Origin of the sequence: Natronoarchaeum mannanilyticum (assembly GCF_039522665.1) — an archaeon.
Classification (GTDB): Archaea; Halobacteriota; Halobacteria; order Halobacteriales; family Natronoarchaeaceae; genus Natronoarchaeum; species Natronoarchaeum mannanilyticum.
In genome coordinates, this window is sequence record NZ_BAAADV010000007.1 from 673,688 (window position 1) to 699,987 (window position 26,300).

The following is a 26,300-nucleotide window of genomic DNA, read 5'->3' on the forward strand; positions in this document are numbered from 1 at the left end:
TAAGTTTAGTTTGCCTAGATTCGGCTTCGGATTCACGCCGCCTCCGTCGCCGCGGCGCTCCGGCGGGCGACGTCGACGGTCCCCGGTCGAGAGCACGTTCTCCGGCGCCCGGTTCGATGGCGCGGCGGTTCTCTGCGCGGGCGACGCTCTCTAACGGGAACGAACGGAGAAGGAGCGGGACCGCGAACGCGGTGGAACGGCCGATCGCGAGGCCGACTTGCGGAGCCGTTCAGGGCCCCAGTCGAGCGGCGCACGAGCGGCAGTAGGTGGCGAACGGCTCGTTTTCGGCGCCGCAGGAATCGCACTGCCCGTCCGCCCGCTCGTGGTGCGCCGTAACCTCGCGCACGACGTCGCGGACCGCGGGGTGTAACTGTGCGCGGAGATCCGCGGGTCGGGTCAGTTCGTCGACGCCCTTCGTCACCTCGACGCGTTCGTCCGAGCGCAGAAGCGAGTTGCCGGCCAGCACCAGCAGAAAGAACCCTGCTCCCATCAGCGCTCCGTCCATGTTCGGGGAGCGCTCGTCCGCGCTCTTGAACCTTTCTCATCGCGTCGGTTCGCGGACGAGCGCCGGGTATCGCGAGCGAATGTCGACCGGTCGCGGGGTCCCGGCCGGGAGCGATTAGCCGGTCCGACGAGGACTTTAGAAGTAACCTTCGGCGTCGAGTCGCTCGACGGCCTCCTCGATGCGCTCCTTGCTGTTGGCGTAGGAGATGCGCGCGTAGCCGGGCGTGCCGAACGCGCTGCCCGGAACGGTCGCGACGTGGGCGTCCTCGATGGCGCCCTCGCACCACGCCTGGTCGACGGGTTCCCCGTCTCCCAAACGCTGCCCTTCCAGGGCAGCGCAGTCCTCGTCGACGGGCACCATCATGTAGAACGCGCCGGAGGGCTCGGCGACGTCGACGCCGCGCTCGGCGAGCAGATCGATCAGGAAGTCCCGGCGCTCGCGGAACGCCTCGACCATCTCGTCGACGGCCTCGTCGGTGTTCTCCAGAGCTTCGACGCCGGCGTGCTGGACGAAGTTGACGGCGCACGACACGGAGTGGGAGTGAAGTTTGCCGGCCTGGTCGATCAGTTCTTCGGGGGCGGCGATGTAGCCCAGCCGCCAGCCGGTCATCGAGTAGGCCTTCGAGAAGCCGTTGATCGTGACGGTGCGCTCGGCCATCCCCTCGAACGTGCCGAGACTCGTCGGCTCGGCGTCGTAGGTGATCTCCTTGTAGATCTCGTCGCTGATCACGGTGACGTCGTGCTCGACGGCGAGATCGCGGACGCCTTCCAGCGCGTCGTCGGAGTACACCGAGCCGGTCGGGTTGCCCGGCGAGTTGACGACGAGCAGTTCAGTGTCGTCCGAAACTGCCGCTTCGAGATCACCGAGCGCGGGTTCGAGGTCGAAGTCGTAGTCGGAGGTGTCGACGCGGGTCAGGTCGCCGCCCGCCATCTTCACCATCGCCTCGTAGGACACCCACGCCGGGTCCAGCAGGACGACCTCGTCGCCGTCGTCGACCAGCGACTGGATCGTCTCGTACAGCGCCTGTTTGGCGCCGGGCGTGACGATGACGTTGTCCTCGCCGTAGAACTCCAGCCCGTCGCCGTGCAGTTTCTCCACGATGGCGTCCTTGAGCTCGGGGATACCGTTCGAGGACGTGTAGCCGGTGTGGCCGGCGTCCATCGCGTCCTTTCCGGCTTGGACGACGTTCTCTGGCGTCGGGAAGTCCGGTTCGCCGACGCTCAGGTCGACCACGTCAGCGCCTTCGGCCTCCAGCTCGGAGGCGAGGTTACTGATCGCGAGCGTCGCGCTCGGTTCCACTCGTTGCACTCTGTCTGCGAAGTCCATCTATAGTTCCTCCAGTTCGGTTACGAGGTCGATCGCGCTCTCCACCGCGATCGCTCCCTTGTCGGTACGGGCTCGGGCCTCGTCGGCGCTCATGCCGGGACCGATGATCCCCAGTGTGACGGGCTTGTCCCGATCGAGGCTCACCTCGGAGAGCTGTCGAGCCGCGGCGTCGGCGATCACTTGGTCGTGATCGGTGTCGCCGGTGATGATGGCGCCCACCGTCGCCACGGCGTCGACGTCGTCGCGACGCGCGAGCCGGTCGGCAGCCAGCGGCGCGTCGTACGCGCCGGGCACCGACGCCTCGGCGACGATCTCGGCGTCGCGCTCGGCGGCCGCTTCGCGAGCCGCCCCTGCCATCTCCTCGGTCACCGGAGCGTTGAACTCCGCGACCACGAGTCCGAGCCTCACCATGGTCGTCGGGTTGCCGCGGCGCCTAAAAGAACTACCGTTCCCGATCGCTCGGCGCCGCTCCCGGCGGCTCGCGGTGCGGCGTCGCATCGATGAGACGCCCCAGGTGGTGAGCGAGTGCGGCTCGAGCGCCGAGGTCGCGAACCGGGCGTTCGTGGAAAACTCCGCCGGCGTCGCGGATTGATTCCGACGATCCGCGTTCGACATACTTATACCCGGCGCCCGGCTATGCTACGAGACACCAATGACCACTGACGATATTTTCGTAGGACGGCTCATGTCGACGCCCGTCGAGACGGTTACGCCCGACACGCTGGTCGAGGACGCCGCGGATCGGATGCTGACGAACGAGATCGGCTCGCTCGTCGTCGTCGGCGAGAACAACGACCTGCTGGGAATCCTCACGACGACCGACTTCGTCGACATCGTCGCCAAGAGCAAGCCGAAAGCCGAGACCACCGTCGAGCGGTACATGAGCACGGACGTCACGACCGCCGAGGCCGGCGACTCGATCCAGGACGTCGCCGACCAGATGGTCGAGCACGGCTTTCACCACATGCCCGTCGTCGACGACGAGGAGGGCGTCATCGGCATGATCACGACGACCGACATGGCGGCGTACCTCTCGAACACCGAAGTGCCGGCGCCGGTCTGACCGTCACCCGCGTCCGCCGCATCGACGCGAACGCCAGCAGTTACTAATCCTCCCCGTCCCAACGGTCGGCCGATGGATACGGGAGCGCTTCGCTCGTACGTCGACCGGTCCCGGGAGCTCGTCGACGCCTCGCCGGAGCTCTCCGAGCGAAACACGCAGGTCCGGCTCGTCCAGCCGTTCTTGACCGCACTGGGCTGGGAACTCCACCAGATCGCGGCCGACCGCGACGTGCCGACGGCGGAGGGATCGGTGACGCTCGACTTCGCGTTGCTGGTCGACGACGAGCCCGCCGTCCTCGTCGAAACGTGTGCCCGTCCGACGGACCTGCGACGCGAGCAGGCCGAACGACTCGGCCGGAGGCTGCTCGCGACCGGCGTCGACCGCGGCATCCTCACGAACGGCCGCGAGTTCGTGTTCGTCGCGGCCGACGGCGACGAACAGGAGACCACCCTCGACCGGTTCGAGTGCCGGCTCGAAGAGCTCCCCGAGCGCGCCGACGCCGTGGAACACTACGCGCGCGAGGCGGTCGAACGGTCGATCCGCGACGAGCGACGACGGCGTCGCGAGGCGGCCGATGCGCTCGCGGACGAACGGGCGGACGTCATCGACGACGTCCACGATCGGCTCGTCGCGACAGCGGGCGACGACATCGGCGAGCGACTCCGCTCGGAGACCGAACGATTCGTCGACGAGCTGATCGCGTCGCTCCGCGGCGAGGACGGCGATCGAGACGCCGACGATCGATCTACCCCGACTGCCGAGGATGACACCCCGTCCACCAGGAATGAAACGGCGGCGGCCGCCGAAACCGGGACAGCAGCGGCTCACGGGACCGGGACGACACCTGATCACGAGGCCGAACCGAGGCCGGGCGCCGAGGCGGAACCGCCGACGAATCCCGAAGCCGAATTAGACGCCGAAGCGGAGCGGGCGCTCGAAAGCGTCGCAGGAATCGCGGGCGACGATCGGTCGAAATCGGACGCGATCGACGACGGGTCCGACGCCGAGCGGTCGTCCCGCCGTCCCGCCGCCGTTCCGTCGGACGCGCTCGGCGCCGCGGTGGCCGAGGACGGCCAGTACGTCGTCCGGCTGTTCGGCGACCGGACGTCGGTGTGGGCGGTCGGGCACGCCCGCGCCGCGATGACGACCGCGCAGACGATCGAGTACCTGCTCGATCGCGGTGCGGCCGACGGGCGGGGCGCGCCGGCCGACGAGCCGACGGGGTCGCTCTCGCCGCCGTGGGGGCCGGACGACGAGCACGCGGTGCTCAGAGCGGATGCGGTGGAGAACGCGACGATAGAGCTCTCGAACGGCTGGCATCTCGACGCGCGGGTGCCCGTCGGCGTCGCGACGGCGGCGATCGAGCGACTCGCGGAGCGCGCGGGGCTCCGCGCGATGTTTCAGGACGAGTGGGGGTCGGAGTAAGCCGACCTTACAGCCCGGCGAACACTAGCAGCCCGAGCAGCGGTACCACGAGCAGCAGGAAGCCGACGAGCGATTTGAAACTGAACAGCTGGAGCAGCTTGATCGGGACTTTGAACGCGTTCATATTTTCCCATTCAACACCATACGTATTATCTCTTTTCGTCGCGGTATGATATTCTAATTTATCTATTAGAATAGGTTCGAGATATGCTGGTGTAGCCGGGGAAGAAAGGATAGCAGGCGTCGTCCCGGGTGAACTGTCCGACGGCAACGGGTATTAACGGCTTCGGCGGCAACATCGAGGTATGCACTCGCTGGTCGACGGGCAGTGGCGGCGGAACGCGTACAGGGCGACCGACGAGTCGGGGGAGTTCCAGCGACAGGAAACGTCGTTCCGCGACCGGATCGAGGCCGATCCTGACGCGCAGTTCCCGGCCGAGTCGGGCCGATATCACCTGTACGTCAGCTGGGCCTGTCCCTGGGCCCACCGGACGCTCGTCACGCGGGCGCTCAAGGGTCTGGAAGACGCGATCACGGTCGACGTGGTCGACCCGGTGCGCCGCGTCGACGGCTGGGAGTTCGCACCCGAGAAGGAGGGCTGTACGCCCGACACCGTCAACGGCGCCGACAAGCTCCGCGAGGTGTACACCGCGGCCGATCCCGAGTTCACCGGGCGCGTCACCGTGCCGGTGCTCTGGGACAAAGAGCGCGGGACCATCGTCAACAACGAGTCCGAGGAGATCATGCGGATGCTCGACGTCGCGATGCACGACGTCGCCGCCGACGACGTCGATCTCTACCCGGAGGGGTACCGCGACGAGGTGGATCGAATCATCGACGAAATCTACGACCCGATCAACAACGGCGTCTACCGCGCTGGCTTCGCGTCCTCGCAGTCGGCCTACGAGAGCGCGATCGACGACCTGTTCGGCGCGCTCGACCGCTGGGACGACGTGCTGGCCGACCAGCGCTACCTCGCCGGCGACGTCCTCACGGAGGCCGACGTGGCGATGTTCACGACGCTGATCCGCTTCGACGAGGTGTACCACACGCACTTCAAGTGCAACGTCGCGCGGATCACCGACTACCCGAACCTCTGGAACTACCTGAAGGAACTGTACCAGCTACCGGGCGTCGCCGAGACGGTGCGGATGGACCACATCAAGAACCACTACTACGAGAGCCACCGGGATCTCAACCCCGGCGGCAAGGTGCCGGTCGGTCCCGACCCGGACTTCGACGCGTCACACGACCGCGACGAGCTCCCCGGCGGGCCGCCGGAAGCCTTGCAGCGATAGACCCCGTCGAACCGCAATCTCACTGGCCCACACCTTCTTGTAGGAACGCGCGGCGAGACCCCTCGTGTCCGACCGGCGGTCGCGCGTCGTCGCAGCTCTGGTCGCAGTCGCGCTCGTCGCGACAGCCGTCGGTGCGCCAATTCTCGCGGGCGCCGCGGATCCGGCACCGTCGAGCGAAAGCGCCGAGACCACCCCGACCGACGCGGCGAATCGAAGCGACGCAGGCGCCGAGCGACAGCCCCGGATCGTCTCCCTCTATCCGAACCCGGTCGCTGACGGCGACGACGGGGAGTACGTCGTCATCGACGTTCCGTCGACCACGAACCTCACGGGGTGGACGCTGGGCGACGGCGACCGCGACCTCGCGCGCCTGCCGAACGAGACCGTACAAGGAACCGTCACGGCGAGCGTCGACCCCGGCATCGCGCAGAACACGACCGGCGACGCGGTGACGGCGCTGTCGGGCCGCCTTCGACTCGCCAACGGCGGCGAGCGCGTCGCGCTCCGCCGAAACGGGACGCTCGTCGACGCCGCGGCCTACGACAGCGCGCCCGAGGGCGAGCTGTGGCGTCGCGACCGCGGTGGCGCGAGCGGTGTTGCCGCCAGTGACGGCGAGGCGACCGCGGCGTCGAACGGCACCTGGACGCCGCTCGGCGCGACCGACTTCGAGCCCGCGACGGCGACGCCAGACGCCGTGACGGCGTTCGCGCTGCCGGACGCGCCCGAGCTTCCCGTCGATCGCATCGAGCGCGCCGAGGAGCGCGTGCTGCTCGCGGGCTACACGTTTTCCGACCAGCGCGTGGCCGACGCGCTGATCGACGCCCGCGATCGGGGCGTCCGCGTCGAGGTTGCCGTCGACGCCGAGCCGGTCGGCGGCGTCACCGAGCGGCAGGTGCGGGCGCTCGATCGCCTCGTCGAGGCGGGGATCGACGTCGTCGCGATCGGCGGCGAGCGCGCGCGCTACCGGTTCCACCACCCGAAGTACGCGGTGATCGACGACGAAGCGCTCGTGACGACCGAAAACTGGAAGCCGGCCGGCACCGGCGGCCACTCCAGTCGGGGCTGGGGCGTCGTGGTCCACGGGGCCGATACCGCGGCGTCGTTGCGCGAAGTGTTCGACGCCGACGTCGGGTGGCGCGACGCCGTGCCGTGGTCGGAGTACCGGACGGACGTCGATCCCGAGCCCGCCACGCCGGCGAACGGATCGTTCCCTCGACGAGTCACACCCGAACGGATGGACGCCGACGCGGTTCGGTTACTCACCGCGCCCGACAACGCCGAGTCCGAACTCGAAGCGCTGCTGGCGGACGCGAACGACTCGATCCTGATCCAGCAGGTGTCGATCGGCGGCCGCGACAACCCGCTGCTCGACGCCACGCTCGACGCGGCGCGCCGCGGCGTCTCGGTGAGGATTCTGCTGTCGAGCGCGTGGTACGCCGAGGAGGAGAATCGAAAGCTCGCCGACTGGCTCGAACGCCGCGCCGCAGCGGAGGACCTGGATCTGCGAGTCAAGCTGGCGGACCCGCGCGGACGCTACGAGAAGATCCACGCGAAGGGCGTCGTCGTCGACGAGGAGTCGGCGGTGATCGGGAGCGTCAACTGGAACAACAACTCGCTCCGGGAGAACCGCGAGGTGGCGGTGGTCGTCGAAGGCCCGGAACCGGGCGAGTACTACGCCGACCTCTTCAGAGCCGACTGGCGCGGGGGGATCGAGCGGCTTCCAGTCGGCCTCGGCGCCGCGCTCGGGATGGGGATGATCGTCGCCGTGGCCGCGGCTCGGCGGCGCGTGGAGTTCGAGTAGGAAATCGTCACCGCACCCGCGTCCGGCCGGTCAGACGGTCGAACTCGTGCTGCTCAGCTCCTCGTCGATGTCGGCCTCGGCCATCTTCTCGATCAGCGAGTCGAGCACCTCCTCGCGGCGGCCCTTGACGTACTTGATCGAGCCGACGACGAGGTGACCGCCGCCGCTGATGCCGCCGCCGACGATCTCCTCGTCGAGTTCGGTGACCATCGTCGGGATGTCGAGCCGGACGCCGTCGCTCCGGAGGACGGCGAAGTCCGGGCCGTAGCCGATCGTGATCACTGGATCGCCCGTCTCCTCGACCTTGCGGTCGTGGACCGCGCCGGTCGTGTTGCCCGGCGCCGGGTAAGTAAAGCGGTGCGCGGAGTTCTCGACGTCGATCTGGTAGAGGTGCGCGCCGTTCGAGAGCTCCTCGTGTTCGACGTGGGGGAGCACGGCGTCGAGCTGCTCCTCGACGTCGCGCCGGGACTTTTCGGCCAGCGTGTCGACGAGTTCGCGGTGGCGGTCCTCGTCGGCGTCGTCGCCGACGTCGAGCACGTCGTTGATGAGGTGCTGGCCGGAGTTGTAGCGGAGCCAGTGGGCCGCGTAGTCGAGCGCCTCGCCGACGTCCTTGAGATCCTGCTCGTCGTAGCCTTCCTCGCGGGCGAGGTCGAGGTAGTCCTGCATCGCCTCGGCTTCCGAGCGATCCGAGATGCCGGCGACCGCCGGGATGTGGCGGAGCTCGTCGGTCATGCCGGGGTAGATCATCCGCGCGAGCTCGACGCACATCATGCCCGTCGTGATCCGGTAGTCCTCGTCGTAGAGGTAGGGGTTGACGTGCTCGGTCAGCAGCGGTTCGACCGCCTCGGGGTCGGGATGGTGGTGGTCGACGACGACGATCGGGATGTCGTAGTGCCGGAGCGTCTCGTAGGCCGGCGTGTCCTCCTCGGTGCTGCCGTTGTCCAGCATCAGGAGAAGAGGGAGTTTCTGGCCGTGACGCTCGCGGTCCTCCAGCGCGAAGTTGAGGTCGCGCGTGGCGTCTTCCATCTCGTAGAACGGCGCCTTGCTCGGCAGGCGCTTGAACAGGTGCCGCTTGGCGTCGGGGTCCTCGTGGACCTCGTCGATGAATCGCTCGAGCGCGAGCTCGACCGGGACGCTCGCGCACATCCCGTCGCCGTCGGCGTGGTGCCGGATGCGGATCGGGCGCCCCTCCAGCACCGTCCGTCGGAGCAGTCGCGCGACCGACTCCAGGTCGCCCCGGAGCTTCTCGAAGGCGGGCCACTCGACGAGCGGGTCGACGTCCCGCGGCGCGGCGCGTTCCTCGATCGCGGCGTCGAGACGCTCCGCGACGGCGTCGGCGTCCTCGCCTTCGAGCACGGTCAACGAATCGGCCTCGATCTGGACGGCGTCCTCGCGACGCTCGGGTTCCCCGGTGACCCGAACGTAGTCGTCGACGTCGACGTCGGGCCGCGCCCGGACGCCGGCCTCCTCGAAAATCGCGCAGGGGACGACGCCTGTCTCGTCGCGGACGTGGAACAGCGTCGGCCCGCCGGTCTGCTTGATCTGGACGATCTGGCCCTCGATGTGGACCGTCTCGCCGAGGATCTCGGTCAGCGAGGAGACGTCGCCGAGGTCGTAGTCGTGAGCGACGGTATCGACGTCGTACTCGTCGATCGCGACCTCCTCGAACGCGATGTCGCCGTTGGCTCGCACCTCGTCGAGTTCGACGACGAACTCGTCGCCGACGCCGTACTCGCCGTTGAGGTTGGACTCGTGGACGAGTCCGGAGACCGAATCCGAGAGATCGACGAACACGCCGTAGTCGACGACGCCGTTGACCGTGCCGAGGTAGGGAACCCCCTCCTCGACGTCGTCGGGCGTACAGTCCGCATCGAGATCGTAGACGACGGGGGGCGACTGTCGCCCGTCCCCGCCGTTCGCCTCGTCGGTAGTCATTAGTATCGGCGTTTGACGGCGACCGTGTAAAACGCTTTGCAAGTCGCTTGGGGCCGCGAGCGCCGGGGAGACGGCAAGAGCGGCGAGATCAGGAAATCGTCGGCCCCGGACTAGGTGTGGAACGAGTTCATCCCGCTCGCGAGCGGTTGTGTTTCCAGACTCACCTTGCGGCCAGCTCCTTCGTCTCCTCGTGGGGGAGTTAATCATCGCCCGCGTGGCGCTGTACTAATGACAGAGTACGTCGCCGTAGGTGGCCCGGATCAGCTCGAAGGTCGGTTTGGCCATTCAAACGGGTAGTCGTTGGGTTGTCCAACGCATGATCGCCGTTGTCGATCACTCGCCGAGGGTGAGCTCAACCGGCGGCATCTCGAAGAACGCCGTCTCGTAGCCGTCGTGGCGAGACGCCTGTGGCGGCGTGTCGATCGAGATCGTCACGGAATCACCTTGCTGCAGGTCCGGGACGGTGGCTCCGTAGTGGATCCCGACACGGCCGTCGACCGCCGATGACAGCGAGTCCTCGAACACCGGTTCACCGCCACCGCCCTGCGTCACCGTCGCCGACAGCCCCATCAGCGGAAGGGGGATCCGGTTGTACGGCGTCCGCGGTGAGACGAGCAGGTACTGCTCGTCGCCGAACCGCGACCCGGCGGGCACGAGCGCCGCGGCGAACGCGGCGTCACCGCTCGTGGCCGTGCCGAGTAACTGACCCGGGAGGTCCTCGGGCGCCGGCACCGTAGGAATCGGCTCCGCGACGGCGTCGTCAGATCCGTCGCCAGTACCGCCTCCGTGTCGCATGAGCGGGACGGCACCGCGGTCACCCCGACGCGATTCGTCGATCTGGTCGTACTCCAGGTCGTAGATGTCGTCGGTGTCGTACTCGAACTCCATCTCGACCGTCTCGGCCGATTGGAACTGTCCGGCCAACTCGCCGACGGCGTCGGCGTCCATCGGCAGGAGCCTGATCTCGGCGACGTACGTCCCCTCATCGTCGAGTTGGAGGTTATCGCCGTAGTGGAACCCCATCCGCTGGGAGAGCATCGTCCAGAGCGTCCGCGACGCGGCGATCGAGCCGTCGCGGCGGAGTTCCAGTCTGGGTTCGACCGGCAACACGAAGCCCGTTTCGGCGTCCCAGATAGTCGCCATGAGATGTAGCGAGTCCTTTTCGCCGACCTCTACCTTGTTGGTCGACCTCGTCGAGACGGTCCAGAAACGGTGGGGGAACGTGTACTGCAGCGCGACGGCGTACCGCCCGGCGCGCGCGCTGCCGTACGTTCCCATCCCCTCACGGCCCGCCGGCACGTACACGGCGTCGGGGCGATCGTCCACCAGCGGAGCGTTTCGCCAGACCGACTCCGTCTCGAAGACCCCGAGGCAGCCAGCAGTAGCTAGTCCGCCAATTGCGGCGCCCGCCTTCAGCGCATCCCGACGGCGCATGTGGGTATCTCGGGACGCCGCAGTCATACACCTTCTGCTCGCAGCGCGGACTTCCGTGCCGCAGATTTTTGACCCCGTTCTGCGTACCCCCTGTCAGAACCAACCATGCTTAGCGAGACTTCTCGACAGATCTACCACAGCGACGGAGCGTGCGTCGATCGAACGGCGGCGTCATCGAGCGCGAAATCGGGGCGTGGGCGATGAGCCAACTCGATCGAATCGCGGAGTACTTCGACGAGAATCGGTGGGAAGTGCTGACGGACCTCGCGTTCGCCATCGCGTGGGTGACGATCGTCTCGATCCTGTTCGACCTGGTCGACGGCCCGCAGTGGGCGTACTACCTGTTCATGTTCTCCGGCGTGCTGGCGTACTACCTGCTGTACGGGATGTCCGAAGCGGCGATCGAGGGCGAACAGGAGGAGTGACCTGTCACCACTTGCTGCGACCGCGGAACAGGAAGATCAGAAATCCGATCCCGAGGGCGGCTCCGGCGGCGGCCTGTTTTGGTGAGATACCCTTGGACTCGAGGAATCCTTCATCGGTGTCGTACCTGTAGGAATCCTCGGTGTTCCGATAGCCGACGGGCTCGTACGGTTCCCGTTGCCACTCCGTCTCGCCGTCGGCGGTGCCGCGGAACCAGACTTGATCTCTGAGGCCCTTGTCTTCGTCGAGCCGGGCTGTCGTCATGCGGAGTTCGCCCTCTACTTCCTCATCGGGCCCTTCGCGAAGGTGGATTCGGGAGACTGTAGTGTTCTGGTTAACTGGCACTATTGCAACGCTTCGCGCCGAAATTGTTTGGAGGGTATGAGCGTAGACGTTCCCGCTATACCCTCGGGGAGATGGATTTTCGAAGACCACGTCAACTGCTGCGGTGGGTTCGCCGTCGTACGTCGTTTCGATGACTTCGACGTCCTGTATTCGGGTTGCAGGTATATCTGGATCTTCTAGGTCATATTCTTTTTCAATAGTCCTGTCATAACTATTGTCAAGAGTCACAACCTCTACTTGATGTGAACTTTTAGATACATTGAATCTGTTATTCAGATCAACAGATACTGACCAGTTTTCACCTTTATCTAAAGAAGGTCCCTCAAATTGCTCAGGATATCCATCAACTGTGAAAGTGGCAAGAGGGCGGGCAATGGTTCTGCCATTTTTCTCATATTCTACCGTAGCAACATTATCAGAGCTAATGTTTGCATATATATCATACCCTTGTGAGGTATTAATATCTTCTTGTGATTTCTGAATATGGTGTGATTCAGCAGCAAGAGCCCCTCCCCCAGCTATATATACTGACATAGATATGATCAAAATTATAAATACTTTGATATGTATTTTCATAATATTCTAGTATTCTGGAGCAACATATTCAGATTGGTTGAAGGTTGAAACTACCTTTCCAGACTCTATAGATTGTATTACTTCTGTTCTAGATTTTGGTCCTTCAAATGTCGTAATTGCATTTACTTGATCCACATTCACCGTACTCTGGGGAGTAGTTGAGGTATCGTGCATCGCCGAACCACGTTGCAACGAATATTCGCGGTCGTATTCGACGGTAGCAGTTGTTCTAATCACCTCCGAAGCATTCTTGTAGGAATCGGTTACAGTTATTTCATCAGTACTCTTCACCATTTCCCATTCCTTGGAATACGTGCGGGAACCAACTCTGATATCAGGCCATTTAGACCATCTAGAGGCCGCTTCGGCCGTCGAGACAACACGAATGGAATCCCAATTTGTCCGTATTCTAAGTTTCTTAGCTTTATATATTGTTGTGTCTTTTTCTTCTTCGTAATTATGCAAGTACTGGGTTATGGTATCGGTGGATTCAATTGGCACACACCTCCCGCCTCGCATGAACGCATTCGGACCAGAACATATTCGCTTAGTTCTTTTTTCTCCGGTATACCCATGACCGGGGTGGGGAAAATTAAACCACTTAGTTGTCTCTGCACTCTGTGTTTGTACCGTAGTACCACTCGGTGACCAATTAGGATGAGTAGAGAGGAACCTTTGCCTCTCAGTTTTCGATGAGAAGGTTCGTCTGTCCACGATTTTAGGAGAGGATCGTAACCGCTCAATGGTGGCCGCTTCGAGAGCTCTCGAAGTATCCGTTACACGATAGCCTTTCGCCTCGTACCGTGATTTGGCTGCTCGCGACGAAACCGTCTTTTCAATAGTTTCCTCATGAACATATCGAATAGACGTGATAGAAGTGTTATCTCGAGAAAAATCATCTTCTTCAAATGCAGTTACTGACGGAAGTTGTTTCCAGGTCACCTCTTTGTCGTTAACAATTTTAAGATAAGAATTATCAGAATTTAGGTAAGAGCTAGCATCTACCTCAACTATACCGGTATATTGGGGATGACCAACCTCGTGAGGATTTGGATCAGGACCGGCATCTGCATCATGTGAAATACGTTTCCACTGAGTCACGTCTCCGGTAGCACCGACTAATTTCAAATCTAGTGAGAGATCGTAACTCGGGTCCTCAATAAGAAACGTCTCAGTTTTGACCCGGAATTTAACAGTATCATCCGACTTGTACGGTCCTTCAGAGACTTCCTCAACTTGTTTAAACTCCGGGCTCCAGTAATCATACAGTTCAGAAGAGAGGTCAATTGAGCCACCATTATCATCCATTATCGTTAGCCCAGGCATATCATTAAACTCAAGCGCGATCCGGTCAGGATCATCAGGTTTTCTATCCCAATCATGAGGCTCGAAGTTAACCCGTCCACCATCTGGATCGAAGGAATCACTCACGTCAATGAGAAGCCGATGTGCCTTATTCTCAGAATCTTCTCCTTCATCAATTACTTCAATTCGGGGTTCTGGATCACTGTATTCCACCTCAAACGTATCAGCAGTGCCCATTTCATCCCCCATGATAGTCATAATTTTATAACTGTCTGGGGCTTTCCCGGCCCATTCTGATGTTATCTTAAGGATATCTCTATCCGGTTTGTAGTTGCGAGTAGTATCTAACCGCTGCAAATCAGAATAGTCCGCAAAAGGATCTAACTTTGGAGAAACATCTCTCTGATCAACACCATTCAGGTCGATAACCGTTTCATGAACAGCGGTGTACCGATCTGAATCGATGCGAGGGTGATACGAGTCCACCGGCCCGTTCACGAAACCCGAACGCACTAACTCGGGTTCACCAGCTTTGTTCGTTTCCGTAACCGACTGTTCCCGTTCGTCGCTCACGACAACTCGAACACGATTTGAGTTCTGGTCGCTATCCAAGGCAACCGAGAACGAGGTCTCGAACTCCGTGCCGTTAGCTGACGACCATTCTCGAACTCGTTCGTCATCGACAAACAGTTGCACCGAGTCGAGATTCCCGAATTCGTCGGTAGCCTCTACCGTCCCGGTGAGCTCGTCGTTGCTCTGGGACGTCGTCAGCGACACGTCGGGGCGAGGATCGACGACGACGCTCGTTCCGTTCTCGAACGACGCGCTGTACGCCTCGTCGCCGACATCGGCGAGCGCGGTGAGATCGTGGATGCCGGGGTCAAGTTCCGTTTCGAGATCAGTACCGGAGCCAAGCTCACCGTCGCCGTCGCGCCAGGTCACCGATACCACGTCGTCCACATCGGCCCCCTCGAGTCTATAGTTCCCCTCGAAAGGGCCCTCGCCCGTCAGTACTTGCGGACCACGAACTGAAAGCGACGGACGGGGAGTAGACGACCTCGTGTAGGTAGGAGTCGCCACTTCGACAGTGTGAGACGCTCTTCGGTCGCGTCCCGCCCTGTCGTGGACGGTCGCGTTCACCTGAACGGTCCCAGCACTGGTGAAGACTCGTTCCAGCGATACGTTGCGATTCCCGTCGAGCGTGGAGTTGTCGACCGGAGTCCCGTCGACAGTCCAGACGACGTGCGTCAGTTCGGCGTCACCCGGTCGAACCGTAGCCGTGAATGCTGCAGGTCGATCGTTGGCGACCCGACGAGGTCCCGAGAGGGCGACGTCCGGAACGTCGGTTGCAGCGGTCTCGACGTACATGGTGTCAGAGTCGGTCCGGCCGGCCGCATCGGTGACGGTCAGCGTGACCGTATATCGACCGGGGCGATCCGGAACAAATGCCGTCCGAACGCACGTTCGACAGTCTGGCCGAACGGTCGTCCCGTTCGGTCCCGTGATAGTCCAGTTGTACTCGACGATGTTGCCCGAATCGGTCCGTGAGCCGCCGCCGTCGAGGAGCACGCGGTCGCCGACAGTAGACTCCTGGTCGAGCCCCGCTTCGGCAAACGGTGCACTGCCGGCGGACGACGAGGGTTTCGCAAACGTCGCAGTCGTTAGCGGGCCAGTAGCGACGAGTACGAGTAACAGCAGCCTCGCAAATTTCATCTTCTGTATCGGGCAATAATTATATCATCGGTTATAAAACTGCGGAATAATCTGGGCTGGGCAGGAGCAGAGACGCGAGTTCTCTGAGTTCCAGCAAAGCGTGACTGCACGCTCGACGAGAGTACTGTCGATCCGACCGGGATCGAATCCCAGCAGGTCGACCGACGACCCTCAAAAGGTGCTCGTCGACGCTACCTCACTGCTCGCCAGGAAGATCCTGAAACGCGCCGACGAAGTCGTCGTGGTCGGAGAGCCCGGACACCGTGTCGTCGACCTGGCCGCGCAGCGAGTCGACCTGTTCGCAGAGTTCCGAGTATTCGTCGCTATCCTCGAGTTCGCGATCCGACTTCTCGGCTTCCAGCAGCGATTTCTTCGAGACGAGCGAGTAGTAGCGCTGGATGTCGGCCTCGTAGGCCGAACGGGTCTGGACGCGCTCGACGACGTCCAGTAGTTCGTCCTTCGAGACGGGTTTGACGAGGTAGTCGTCGAACCCCATCTCGATGATGTCGAAGTCGGGGTCGACCGCCGTAACCATGACGACGCGGCAGTCGTAGCCGCGGTCCCGGATCTCCGAGAGAACTTCGTGGCCCGAGAGACCGGGCATCCGGCGGTCGAGCAGGACGATCTCGACGGACTCCTGTATCTGCTCTAAGGCACTCTCCCCGTCGTAGGCGGTTTCGACGGACCAGTCGCTCGTCAGCCAGGCCGCGAAGAGATCTGCCAGCCTCGATTCGTCGTCTACGACGAGAATTTCCACGGGTTGATCGGACATAGTCTGTATAGTTCCGGGCGTCGGTCGAACTACGCTCTCTTTAGGGCGATGGTAGTAATGCGTGATAAATGCCGCGGCTGTGTGAATCCCCGTTCGTGTATGAAGGAATACATTACTCGTCCGACTGCTCGAAGAATTTTCCCGCGCCGCCGCCGGCAAGGTCCGCGAAGGCGACGACTTCGAGCGTCGCGAGCGTTCCGACGAGCAGCAACATCGCGGCCGGCGTCACCAGCAGCATACCGACGAACACGAAGCCTGCGATCAGCAGGTGGAGCAGCGAGTACCAGGGACTACGAAGCCAAACATCGATGCTCTCGGAGACGAGCGCCCGCGTCCCCGGTGTATCCTCGGCCCGGACGAGCAGACTTCCCGCGCGGAACGTCAGCGCGACGACCGCGATCAGCGTGTACAGCGCCAGCGCCGTACCGAGCCAGAACACGACCGAGTCGTTCGCCCTCGCGAGGAGGACGTAGGTGACGAGATTCAGCAGCGTAAAGCAGATCAGCAGGGAGAACGGGAGACCTGCCCGAAAATATCGTCGAATGGCGGCCGGAAACGCTCGCGCGCGCTGGCGTTCGGAGCGTGGTCTCGCCGACCCCCGACGCTCCGCGATCTCGGTCATCGTCGCGACGGCGGCGATACAGATCGGGCCGATCGTCAGCAGGGGCACCGCGAGCACGGTCGCGGCGAGGCTGATGATCGAGATGGGGATGATCTCGTCGTACACGAGGCGTCCGACGCCTCGCAGCGAATTCCAGAAGTCGCTCGCCGTCACCGTCGCGTTCGCGCTCATCGACGCCGAATTTCCGAGCGCGGGTCAAAGAACCACCGAAATCGCGGCCATCTGCCGCTCCGCAGCCGTCGAGGCGCCTACTTGCCCTCGAACTCGGGGTCGTCGTCGCCCATGAAAGCCGTGATCCCTTCCATGAGATCGTCGGTCTGCATCAGCTGGCCGAACGCCTGTGCCTCGATCTCGAGACCGGCATCGGCGTTCTCCCAGCCTTTCTCCATGGCGCGCTTGGTGTAGCGCTGGGCGATCGGCGGCCCGGCCGCGAGATCGGCGGCCAGCTCGAACGCGCGGTCCTGTAGCTCGTCGTTGGCGACGACCTCGTTGACGAAGCCGTAGTCGGCCATCGTCTCGGGGTCGAACCGCTCGGCGGTGAAGATGATCTCCTTGGCGCGGCCGGCGCCGACGATGCGCTGGAGGCGCTGCGTGCCGCCCCAGCCGGGCAGCAGGCCGAGGTTGTGTTCGGGCTGGCCGAGCTCGGATCGCTCGGAGGCGACCCGCATATCGGCGCAGGTCGCCATCTCCATCCCGCCGCCGAGGCAGAAGCCGTCGATGCCGGCGACGACCGGGAGGTCACACTCCTGGAGCTTGCCGAACGTCTGCTGGCCCTTCCGCGAGAGCTCGACGGCCTGGAGCGGGTCGGCGCCGCTGGCCATGCTCTGGACGTCCGCACCGGCGGAGAACGCCTTCTCGCCCTCGCCGACGAGCAAGACCGATCGGACGTCCTCGTCGTCTTCGAGCAGATCGATCGCCTCGCCGAGATCGTCGAGCAGCTCGCCGCTGATCGTGTTCATCCGGTGGGGACGATCGAGCACGAGCTTGCCGACCATCTCGCCGGGCTTCTCGACCCGGATCGTGTCGAAATCGTAGCGCGCGCCGCCGTCGGCGTCGCCGCCGTGGAACCCGCCCTGCTCGGCGGCCTCGGCGAGGTAGTCCGCGGGAGCGTAGCGCTCGGCGCCCGTCTCCTCGTGGGCCGATTCGAGCACCTCCAGCAGGTGGTCGAGTCCGGCGTCGTCGGCGAGCTTGGCGGGGCCGTCGGGGAAGCCGGCGCCGAGCTGGACGGCCTCGTCGATGGCGTCGGGCCCGGCGACGTCGCCGCCGATCAGGTGGGCGGTCTCGTTGGCCATGACGGCGGTCAGTCGGTCGGCGACGAACTCGCTGCCCTCGTCGGTGGGGACGTCGGCGCCGTCGCCGTCCTCGTAGTCGTAGAACCCCTTGCCGGTCTTCTTGCCGAGCTCGTCGTTCTCGACCTTCTCGGCCAGCAGCGGGCAGGGCTCGTAGGCGTCACCGAGCTCCTCGTGCATGTACTCGAGCACGTGGTAGCTGACGTCGTTGCCGACCTGGTCGCCCAGCTCGAAGCTGCCCATCGGCAGACCCATGTCGTACTTCGTGGTGCTGTCTACCTCCTCGATCGTCGCGTCGCCCTCGTGGACGAGCCAACAGGCCTCGTTCATCAGCGGGACGAGGATGCGGTTGACGATGAAGCCGGGAGAGTCCTTGTGGACGCGTACCGGCGTCTTGCCGAAGTCCTCGGCGAGCGCCTCGATCACGTCGAGCGTCGCCTCGGCGGTGTGGGCGCCGGAGATGACCTCGACGAGCTGCATCCGAACCGGCGGGTTGAAAAAGTGCATCCCGCAGAACGTCTCTTTCCGGTCGGTGACCTCCGAGAGCTCGGTGATCGACAGCGAGGAGGTGTTGGTCGCGAAGATCGCCTCGTCGGCGGCGTGCTCCTCGACCTCCTGGTAGACGTCCTTCTTGATGTCCATCTTCTCGGGGACGGCCTCGATCACCACGTCGGCGTCGCTGACTGCCTCGCCGACGTCGACCAGCGGCGTCACGCGGCCGAGCGTTTCTGCGGCTTCGCCCTCGCCGATCTGGTCTTTCTCCTCGAGCTTGTTCAGGCTCCACTCGATCTGCTCGTAGCCGTTCTGCACGAACTCCTCTTTGATGTCCCGCATGTTCACCTCGTAGCCCGCCAGCGCGGCGACTTCCGCGATGCCGTGGCCCATGTTCCCCGCTCCGAGAACTGCTACAGTGTTGATATCGTCCAACTCCATGCGTGCACACTCAACAGGCAGCCGTTTTAACGTTTCCCTCGGCTCGCTTTGAAACTCAGTTTCGGTTTACATCGGGTTACAAAGATATTTATCGTTCAGTATGGAACTGTGTAGCATGGACTTCGGACTATCAGAGGAGCAGCGAGCGATCCGCGACGAGGTCCGCCGGTTCGCGGAAAACGAGATCGAACCCGTCGCGACCGAGCACGACGTCGACGAGAAGTTTCCCCACGACGTGATGGACGAGGCGGCGAAGATGGGCCTGACGGGCGCGCACATCCCCGTCGAGTACGGCGGCGCGGGCTACACGCCCCTGGAGATGTCGCTGATCACCGAGGAGCTGTTCGCCGTCGACCCCGGCATCGGGCTCTGCATCACGAGCGCGGCGTTCGGCGCCGACTCGATCATGGAGTACGGCACCGAGGATCAGAAGGAGCGGTTCCTCGAACCGATCGCGAACGGCGAGGCGATCATGGGCGCGGCGATCAGCGAGCCCGACACCGGCTCGGACGTCTCGAGCGTCTCCACGGAGGCCGACAAGGACGGCGACGAGTGGGTGATCAACGGCAACAAGATGTGGATCACCAACGGGTCGGTCGGCGACTACTACGTCGTGATGTGCAAGACCGACGACGTCGACGACCGCTACTCGGGCTTCTCCCAGATCCTCGTCGAGTCCGATCGCGATGGCTTCGAAGCCGACAAGATCACCGGGAAACTCGGCATCCGTGCATCCGACACCGCCGAACTGATCTTCGACGACGTGCGCGTCCCCGAGGAGAACCTGATCGGCACGCGCGGCGCGGGGTTCCTCCAGTTGATGAACTTCTTCGACGAGACGCGGACGATGGTCGCCGCCCAGGGCGTCGGCATCGCCAAGGGCGCCTGCGAGCGCGCCCTGGAGTACGCCCAGGACCGCGAGCAGTTCGGCCAGTCGATCAGCGAGTTCCAGGCGATCCAGCACAAGCTCGCGGAGATGCACACCAAGACCGAGGCCGCCCGCCAGCTCACCTACAAGTCGGCCTGGAGCGTCGAGAACGAGGACGACCAGCTCACCGCGCTGGCCTCGATGGCCAAGGAGTACGCCTCGAACGTGGCGGTCGACGTCGCCGACGAAGCGGTCCAGATCCACGGCGGCGCCGGCTACGTCAACGATTTCGACGTCGAGCGGCTCTACCGGGACGCCAAGATCACCCAGATCTACGAGGGGACCACCGAGATCCAGAAGAACATCATCGCCCGGGAGCTACTCGGGAAAGGGTTCTGACTGGCAGCACGCGCACGCTCCGTCGGTCGACGCCGACCGCCCCTCCGACCGGCACCGCCAGCGTAACGCCCTTTGCCGTCCGCTCTAACTCTCCGGCGTGTCAGAGCGAGCAGTCTTCGACGACGCCGAATCCGTTCTCCGCGACGACCCCGTGATGGCCGAGCTGATCGATCGCCACGGCCCGGTCGATCTCGCGCCGGCCGACAGCGAGTTCCGACGCCTGATCGTCTCGATCGTCAACCAGCAGCTGTCGACCGCGTCGGCCCGCGCCGTCCGCGAGCGCGCGTTCGAGTTGATCGGCGAGCCGATCACGCCCGACGCCGTGCTGGCCGCCGAGGAGGCGGCGCTCCGGGAGGCCGGACTGAGCAACTCGAAGATCGAGTACGTCAGGAACTGCGCGCGGGCGTTCCGGGAGCGGGATCTTACCCGTGACGGCCTCTACGAGTACGGGGACGACGAAGTGATCGACCTGCTGACCGAGATCCGCGGCGTCGGCGCGTGGACCGCCCGGATGTACCTCATCTTCGCGCTCGGGCGGGAAGACGTCCTGCCGCTGGGCGATCTCGCCGTTCGGCGCGGCATCGATCAGCTCTACGGAACGGGCGACGCGACGATGGACCGCAGCGAGATGCGATCGATCGCCGAGGCGTGGCGTCCGTACCGGTCGGTCGCGACGCGGTACGTCTGGCTGGAGTACGAGGACGACTGATCAGTCGATCCGCCGGCGACAGCGCGCTCGCGTCGAACTCGCCCCGCAGGAAGAACGAACCTCTGTTGGGCAGTTCGTACGCCCAGCAGTCCTCGCGCTCGGCGATCAGCCCGCCCCCTGCAAGCCCGTCGAGCCGACCGTCGACGTACGTCTGCGGGTAAGCCATCGCGTCGTTGATCGCCGCAAGGCCGCACCGGATCTCGCCCGGTCGCTCCGTTCTCGGCGAGGTACTCGAGGATGCGCTCGTCGGCCTGGGCCATCCACTCGGCGTGACGACGCATCCGTCACCCCGCGAGCGTCGCTTCGCCGACGGCGACGTCGGCGGCCTCCTCGGCGCCGGCGCCCAGTTCGGACAGATGGTGCTCGCACAGTCGTATCGGCGTCGCGTCCAGCGACGTCGACACCATCGAGACGACGATCTCGTCAGTTTCGACGGCGACCGGCTCGTACCGCGGGAGCGCGTAGGTTCCCTCGCGCCGGCAGTACGCGCACGTGCCGTCGGTCGACGACGCCGGGTCGAACCGGTCGTCGAGCTCGTCGCGCTCGCAGTTCACGCAGATCCGTCCGACCTCGACCTCCTCGCGCGGGTCGACGACGGCGCGGTTGAACCCCGCCGGCCGGCGGCATACGTAGCAGTCCTCGGCCCCTGCACCGTGCTCGTGCCCCATAGGACCTACACGTATGTCGAGAGGACCGCTTAAACCTACGTAGCCGGACGAAAGTGAAAACGTGCCGGTACTTTTTGACGTGGAATCCGGACGACGGCGATAGTTTCCTGCACAACACCATTAGCGTCTGATAGATCACACATTTAGTTCTGAGAGTCTCACCGACCGGGACCGCGCCGATAGTTTCGTTGGGAGTTCCCATGATCAGAACGCATGGTCATCCTTCCTGTCGAATCCCTGGATCGTGCAGCCGTGATGAGTCCGAAACATAGGAAATTAAATATAAGAGAATAGCTAGTTACGGGCGGCAGTCGACCGATGTTTCGATTGAAAACCAGCAGCCGTCGGAGGGATCCCATTCCTCACAACCGGAGTTTCGGCTGGAATCAGCCGGACTGCGACGGAGCGATCGTCCGAGAACCGTCGTTTCGAGTGGAGATCGGCCGACGTGCAGCGAGTTGCGGGACCGGCAGCGGCGTTTCCCATGGAACCCTGCTCTCAGTCCGGATTAGAACAGCCGGGGCGCTCAAACGGTCGTGACGCCTTTCGCTTCGAGCAACTCTTTGTAGCGGTTGCGGATGGTGACTTCGGAGATGTCGGTGACCTCCGAGACTTCCGACTGGGTGATTTCCCCGTTGCACAGTAGCGGCGCGGCGTAGACGGCCGCGGCGGCCAGCCCGACGGGGCTCTTGCCGGAGTGAAGGCCCTCTTCCTTCGCGGTGCGGAGCAGTTCGCGGGCGCGCTGTTCGGACTCGTCGGCGAGGTCGAGTTCCGACGCGAAGCGGCCGACGTACTGCTCGGGATCGGCGGGCTGGATTTCGAGGTTCAACTCGCGGACGATGTAACGGTAGGTGCGCTTGAACTCCATCTCGTCGATGCGGCTGACCTGGGCGACCTCGTCGATGCTTCGTGGAGTTCCCGTCTGGCGGGCGGCCGCGTAGACGCTGGCCGTCGCGACGCCTTCGATCGAGCGGCCCGGCAGGAGGTCTTCGCTGAGCGCGCGGCGGTAGATGACGCTGGCGGTCTCGCGAACGTCCTCGGGGAGCCCGAGTGCGCTCGCCATCCGGTCGATCTCGCCGAGCGCCTGCTTGAGGTTGCGCTCCTTGGAGTCCCGGGTGCGGAAGCGCTCGTTCCAGGTGCGCAGGCGCTGCATCTTCTCGCGCTGGCTGGAGCTGAGGGTGTTGCCGTAGGCGTCCTTGTCCTGCCAGCCGATATTTGTGGAGAGCCCGTCGTCGTGCATCATCTTCGTGGTGGGGGCGCCGACGCGGCTCTTCGAGTCCTTCTCGGCGGCGTCGAACGCGCGCCACTCGGGGCCGCGGTCGATCTCGTCTTCCTCGACGACCAGCCCGCAGTCCGCACAGACGGTCTCGCCGTGCTCGCTGTCGGCCTCCAGCCGGCCGCCGCACTCGGGACACAGTTGCTGGTCTTCGCTCTCCTCGCGCTCGGTCGTTTGCTCTCGGTTCGAGACAGCCCGCTGGCGCTCGGCCGTCGTCTGTGTTTCTGTCATGATGGGGAGGGCGACGGTATGTTTGAATACGCGCTATTCTCGTCTCTCTGTGTGCGTACGCAGGGCTCGAAGGGGCGTAAGCACTTGACCTAACTATTTGGACGCCGCGCTGCGCCGGGAGCGTCCTTCTCGGGGTCGACGCGGACGCGGCTACTCCTCTTCGAGTTCCGTCTCGTCGGCATCGGCGTCGGCGCGCCGACCGACGTCGACGTGGTAGTGCTCGAGGATGTCCCGGCCGAGCAACAGCGGGTAGTCCATGTGGCTCCGGTCCTCGACGTTCGCCGCGACAGTGTGACGGTGTCCGCCGACGCCGATGACGATGTCGACGATCGGGCGGACCTTGCTCTGCTTCGAGCTGCCCGACCGGACGCGCATCTTGCTCTTGATCGGCCCGGCGCCGACGTCGGCCGCGAGGCTGGTGTCGATGCTGGTCCGCGTCGCGCCGGTGTCGGACTTGGCGACCACGGTCTTGGAGTCGCTGGTCCCGCTGACCATCACCTCCTCGGTGTAGCCGATCGTCGCCGCGTCGCCGGGAACGTCGGGCGAGGGCTGGGGACGGGCCGCGGGAACAGAGTCGTCGAGCGTGTGGGAGAGTTCCTCGACGCGCTCGCGGTCGACGTCGGCGCCGATTCGGTCGGCCGCGAGCCCGGCGATGTACGGTGCGGGGGAGCGTCCCGTCGCCTGAAAGAACCCCTTGAACCCGGCGGTGGGGTTGACCTCCAGGACGTACCAACCGTCGTCGCCCTCGATGATGTCGACGCCGGCGTAGTCCAGCCCCATCGCCTCTGTCGCCCCGATAGCCATCTGGCGAACGTCGTCGGTGAGCTGATCGGAGGCGTCGCGCACGTCGCCGCCCAGCGAGACGTTCGTCCGCCAGTCTCCCTCCGGGGCGTAGCGGTGCATCGCGCCGAGGATCTCGTCGCCGACGACGTACACCCGCAGGTCGCGGTGGTGCTCGCCCTCCCGCTCGACGAGATCCTGGAGGAACGCGTATCTGTTGCCGACCATCGCGTTGACCGACTCGTCGGGGCCGACCTTCCACGTCCCGCCGCCGTGGGTGCCGATCGCGGTCTTGTAGACCGCTTCCTCACCGAACTCGTCCCGGCGTCGGTTCAACGTGTCGCTGCCCAGCGCCAGCAGCGCGTCGGGGACCGGCACGTCCGCTTCGGCCAGCGCCGTCGCGGCGGCGAACTTGTGCATCGCGGTCAGCGTCGCCTGGGGCGCGTTCAGCATCGGCCTCGAGCGCGCGAACACGTTCGCGAGCCCGAGCTCCTCGGCGGGCTGGGCGGTGTTCGAGAGCAACAGTCGATTCGCGACGACGTCGACGTCCGGCTCGATCGTTAGATCGCCCCCTTCGATGCTCACTGACGTGTTTTCCGCGCGCAACCACTCGGTGTCGTAGCCCAACGCTTCGGCCGCGTTGAGAATCGCCTTCGTCTCCTTGCTGTTGTGCAGGCTCAGTACCCCGACCGTGATCCCCTCGGCGTCGGCCATTACCTAAGACAAGCGGGAGGTGCGTGAAAACGTTATCCGTGAACGTGGCGCGCCGGCGGCGCACAGGGGGCTGATTTATACGCCTGTACCGGTTGGTAGCACATGTATGAGCGAACAGGAGGAACCGGCGCCGTCGGATGGCGGCGAGGACGAGCCCCCGTCGAACGAGGCGTTCGTCTACGACGACGGCGTCGTCGAACCCGGCGAACGCGTCAACGTCCGGTTCCCGATCAGCGAGACGTATCTCGGCGACCCGGTGCGGCTGCCCGTCACGATCATCAACGGGCCCCATCCCGGACCGACCGCGTTTCTCACGGCGGCGACCCACGGCGACGAGCTCAACGGGATCGAGGTCGTCCGCGAGGTCGCCCACGACTGGGACCACGACGTGCTCCACGGGACGCTCGTCTGCCTGCCCGTGCTGAACGTCCCCGCCTTCCTCGCCCAGCAGCGCTACCTGCCGATCTACGACCGCGACCTCAACCGCTCGTTTCCGGGCAGCGAGACCTCGACGAGCGCCAAGCGGATGGCCCACCGCATCTTCTCGAACTTCATCGAACCGTGCGACTTCGGACTCGACTTTCACACTTCCACGCGCGGGCGCACGAACATGCTCCACGCTCGGGCGAACATGGACGACGAGGAGGCAGCTCGCCTCGCCCAGGCGTTCAGCTCGAACGTCATCCTCGCCGGCGAAGGCCCGAGCGGCACGCTCCGGCGGGAGGCGACCGACGCGGGCGTCCCCACGATCACCGTCGAGATGGGCGAGGCCCACCGCTTCCAGCGCGGACTGATCGACCGCGCGCTCGACGGCGTCGTGAGCGTCCTCGCGGAGTACGAACTGTTCAAAGAGAGTACCGTCCACTGGCCGGGGTGGCGCACGATCATCACCGACGAACAGGAGAAGACCTGGCTCCGCGCGGACGTCGGCGGCATCGTCGACATGCACCACGACCGCGGCGCGCTCGTCCACGAGGGAGACACGATCTGCACGATCACGAACCCGTTCAAGACCGATTCGGAGGTCGTCGAGGCGCCCTTCACCGGCCTTCTCGTCGGCGTCCTCGAGAATCCGGTGGTCTACCCCGGTAACCCGCTCTGTCACCTGGTCGAACTCGATCCCGACACGCTCCGCGCGGTCGAACGCGACCAGTACGAGCGCGACGACGACACCTATCGGCTCTGAGGCGCCACAGGTTTTCGTGCGATCGGGCGGCGAGCGCCCGACGATGACATCCACTGCATTGGCGAGCGGCTGCCGGTCGGTCGCGTATCGGCCCGCCTTTTGTCGAACGTCGCGATTGCCGGTCTTTTGTCGACCGTCGCTACGATGCGCGCGAGAGGAGCGGGTGGCGGCCGAATGATACCCGTGCGCGCGACGCTGACTCAGCTGGCGACGGGGCTCCGACTCGCCGACGACGCGCACGTCGACTGCGACGACTGTGGCGACACGCTTCGCGACGGCGCGTCGATCGTCGTCCGACTGACGAACGAGCGTCGCCACTGGTCGGTCGACGGCATCTTCTGTGACGACTGCGACTCGACGAGAACACTTGACGGACCGGGGACTACCTACGTCGCGGCGCGCGTCGGCGTCACGTCCGACGGGGCGACCCAGTCGCGGTGGGCCTGCCTCGTCGATCCGGGACCGATCGCTGCGACGCGTCGGCGTCCGGACGACTGATAAACTGCTGGCACAAAACTGGCTGCGCTTCCGGACAGCGCGGCCGCTGTGGGGTTACTGTGCTGTCGCGAGGCGGGCGCTGTCGCTGTCCGTTCGAAATGGAAACACCCCCACGAGCGGTGTGCTCATGAGGGCGATAGTATGAGTGGCAGGCGGCGAGGCAGTGTTCCCAGAGGCTCGCGCACTCCAGTACTTGCTGCCACGTG

At 64.4% G+C, this 26,300-nt stretch carries 22 protein-coding genes and 1 pseudogene; 9 read left to right on the forward strand and 14 right to left on the reverse strand.

Annotation, left to right across the window (positions count from 1 at the left end; all coding sequences use genetic code 11):
• Positions 1-229 precede the first annotated feature (229 nt).
• From ABDZ81_RS16590 to ribH, 3 genes are all read right to left on the reverse strand, one after another.
• Positions 230-505, reverse strand: a complete 276-nt coding sequence (locus tag ABDZ81_RS16590; protein WP_343775238.1) for a DUF7577 domain-containing protein — start codon at positions 503-505, stop codon at positions 230-232.
• Between the two features lie 135 nt (positions 506-640).
• Positions 641-1,831 carry a pyridoxal phosphate-dependent aminotransferase gene (locus ABDZ81_RS16595; protein WP_343775239.1) on the reverse strand — a complete coding sequence of 397 codons (1,191 nt, stop codon included), beginning with the start codon at positions 1,829-1,831 and terminating at the stop codon, positions 641-643.
• Positions 1,832-2,242, reverse strand: coding sequence for a 6,7-dimethyl-8-ribityllumazine synthase (gene ribH / locus ABDZ81_RS16600; RefSeq protein ID WP_343775240.1), 411 nt, complete (start codon positions 2,240-2,242; stop codon positions 1,832-1,834). It lies immediately after the preceding gene.
• Between the two features lie 241 nt (positions 2,243-2,483).
• Between ribH and ABDZ81_RS16605 the strand changes: the two genes are divergently transcribed.
• The 4 genes from ABDZ81_RS16605 (at position 2,484) to ABDZ81_RS16620 (ending at position 7,418) form a co-directional block, all read left to right on the forward strand.
• Entirely contained in the window at positions 2,484-2,894 is a 411-nt protein-coding gene (locus ABDZ81_RS16605; protein ID WP_343775241.1) for a CBS domain-containing protein, read from the forward strand.
• A 72-nt stretch (positions 2,895-2,966) separates the two neighbouring features.
• Positions 2,967-4,319 (forward strand): hypothetical protein, encoded by a 1,353-nt coding sequence (locus ABDZ81_RS16610; protein WP_343775242.1) that lies wholly within the window; start codon positions 2,967-2,969, stop codon positions 4,317-4,319.
• A 305-nt stretch (positions 4,320-4,624) separates the two neighbouring features.
• Positions 4,625-5,617 (forward strand): glutathione S-transferase family protein, encoded by a 993-nt coding sequence (locus ABDZ81_RS16615; RefSeq protein ID WP_343775243.1) that lies wholly within the window; start codon positions 4,625-4,627, stop codon positions 5,615-5,617.
• A gap of 64 nt (positions 5,618-5,681) precedes the next feature.
• A complete protein-coding gene (locus tag ABDZ81_RS16620; protein ID WP_343775244.1) occupies positions 5,682-7,418 on the forward strand; it encodes a phospholipase D-like domain-containing protein in 1,737 nt (578 codons plus the stop codon).
• A 30-nt stretch (positions 7,419-7,448) separates the two neighbouring features.
• On the opposite strand, the gene han is transcribed toward ABDZ81_RS16620, so the two are convergent.
• Together han and ABDZ81_RS16630 are read right to left on the reverse strand one after the other, a co-directional pair.
• A complete protein-coding gene (gene han / locus ABDZ81_RS16625; protein ID WP_343775246.1) occupies positions 7,449-9,353 on the reverse strand; it encodes a Hef-associated nuclease in 1,905 nt (634 codons plus the stop codon).
• A 333-nt stretch (positions 9,354-9,686) separates the two neighbouring features.
• Positions 9,687-10,787, reverse strand: coding sequence for a DUF7350 domain-containing protein (locus ABDZ81_RS16630; RefSeq protein WP_343775247.1), 1,101 nt, complete (start codon positions 10,785-10,787; stop codon positions 9,687-9,689).
• Positions 10,788-10,987: 200 nt separating this feature from the next.
• On the opposite strand from ABDZ81_RS16630, the gene ABDZ81_RS16635 reads away from it, so the two are divergent.
• Entirely contained in the window at positions 10,988-11,212 is a 225-nt protein-coding gene (locus ABDZ81_RS16635; protein ID WP_343775329.1) for a DUF8119 family protein, read from the forward strand.
• A 4-nt stretch (positions 11,213-11,216) separates the two neighbouring features.
• Here ABDZ81_RS16635 and ABDZ81_RS16640 read toward each other — a convergent pair whose 3' ends face one another.
• From ABDZ81_RS16640 to ABDZ81_RS16660, 6 genes and pseudogenes are all read right to left on the reverse strand, one after another.
• Positions 11,217-12,131, reverse strand: a complete 915-nt coding sequence (locus ABDZ81_RS16640) for a hypothetical protein (RefSeq protein ID WP_343775248.1) — start codon at positions 12,129-12,131, stop codon at positions 11,217-11,219.
• Between the two features lie 6 nt (positions 12,132-12,137).
• Positions 12,138-14,396, reverse strand: coding sequence for a hypothetical protein (locus tag ABDZ81_RS16645; protein ID WP_343775250.1), 2,259 nt, complete (start codon positions 14,394-14,396; stop codon positions 12,138-12,140).
• Positions 14,397-14,807: 411 nt separating this feature from the next.
• Positions 14,808-15,149: pseudogene (locus ABDZ81_RS18170) on the reverse strand (PKD domain-containing protein); the annotation flags it as partial.
• A 196-nt stretch (positions 15,150-15,345) separates the two neighbouring features.
• Positions 15,346-15,921, reverse strand: coding sequence for a HalX domain-containing protein (locus ABDZ81_RS16650; protein WP_343775252.1), 576 nt, complete (start codon positions 15,919-15,921; stop codon positions 15,346-15,348).
• A gap of 112 nt (positions 15,922-16,033) precedes the next feature.
• Positions 16,034-16,714, reverse strand: coding sequence for a hypothetical protein (locus tag ABDZ81_RS16655; protein ID WP_343775254.1), 681 nt, complete (start codon positions 16,712-16,714; stop codon positions 16,034-16,036).
• 77 nt (positions 16,715-16,791) lie between these two features.
• Complete coding sequence (locus ABDZ81_RS16660) at positions 16,792-18,765, reverse strand: 3-hydroxyacyl-CoA dehydrogenase/enoyl-CoA hydratase family protein (RefSeq protein WP_343775257.1); 1,974 nt, start codon at positions 18,763-18,765, stop codon at positions 16,792-16,794.
• Between the two features lie 115 nt (positions 18,766-18,880).
• On the opposite strand from ABDZ81_RS16660, the gene ABDZ81_RS16665 reads away from it, so the two are divergent.
• Together ABDZ81_RS16665 and ABDZ81_RS16670 are read left to right on the forward strand one after the other, a co-directional pair.
• Entirely contained in the window at positions 18,881-20,032 is a 1,152-nt protein-coding gene (locus ABDZ81_RS16665) for an acyl-CoA dehydrogenase family protein (protein ID WP_343775260.1), read from the forward strand.
• Between the two features lie 154 nt (positions 20,033-20,186).
• Positions 20,187-20,741 carry a DNA-3-methyladenine glycosylase family protein gene (locus ABDZ81_RS16670; protein WP_343775332.1) on the forward strand — a complete coding sequence of 185 codons (555 nt, stop codon included), beginning with the start codon at positions 20,187-20,189 and terminating at the stop codon, positions 20,739-20,741.
• A gap of 284 nt (positions 20,742-21,025) precedes the next feature.
• Here ABDZ81_RS16670 and ABDZ81_RS16675 read toward each other — a convergent pair whose 3' ends face one another.
• From ABDZ81_RS16675 to ABDZ81_RS16685, 3 genes are all read right to left on the reverse strand, one after another.
• Entirely contained in the window at positions 21,026-21,409 is a 384-nt protein-coding gene (locus ABDZ81_RS16675; protein ID WP_343775263.1) for a hypothetical protein, read from the reverse strand.
• 526 nt (positions 21,410-21,935) lie between these two features.
• The gene (locus ABDZ81_RS16680) at positions 21,936-22,916 is read right to left on the reverse strand and encodes a transcription initiation factor IIB (protein WP_343775266.1); all 981 of its coding nucleotides are present in this window, start codon (positions 22,914-22,916) and stop codon (positions 21,936-21,938) included.
• A gap of 150 nt (positions 22,917-23,066) precedes the next feature.
• A complete protein-coding gene (locus ABDZ81_RS16685) occupies positions 23,067-24,410 on the reverse strand; it encodes a RimK family alpha-L-glutamate ligase (RefSeq protein WP_343775269.1) in 1,344 nt (447 codons plus the stop codon).
• Positions 24,411-24,516: 106 nt separating this feature from the next.
• Here ABDZ81_RS16685 and ABDZ81_RS16690 point away from each other — a divergent pair, with 106 nt between their 5' ends.
• Both ABDZ81_RS16690 and ABDZ81_RS16695 read left to right on the forward strand, forming a co-directional pair.
• Positions 24,517-25,596: a succinylglutamate desuccinylase/aspartoacylase family protein gene (locus tag ABDZ81_RS16690; protein ID WP_343775272.1), complete on the forward strand. Its 1,080-nt coding sequence runs from the start codon at positions 24,517-24,519 to the stop codon at positions 25,594-25,596.
• A 174-nt stretch (positions 25,597-25,770) separates the two neighbouring features.
• Positions 25,771-26,094, forward strand: coding sequence for a DUF8112 family protein (locus tag ABDZ81_RS16695; RefSeq protein WP_343775275.1), 324 nt, complete (start codon positions 25,771-25,773; stop codon positions 26,092-26,094).
• The last annotated feature ends 206 nt before the right edge of the window (positions 26,095-26,300 follow it).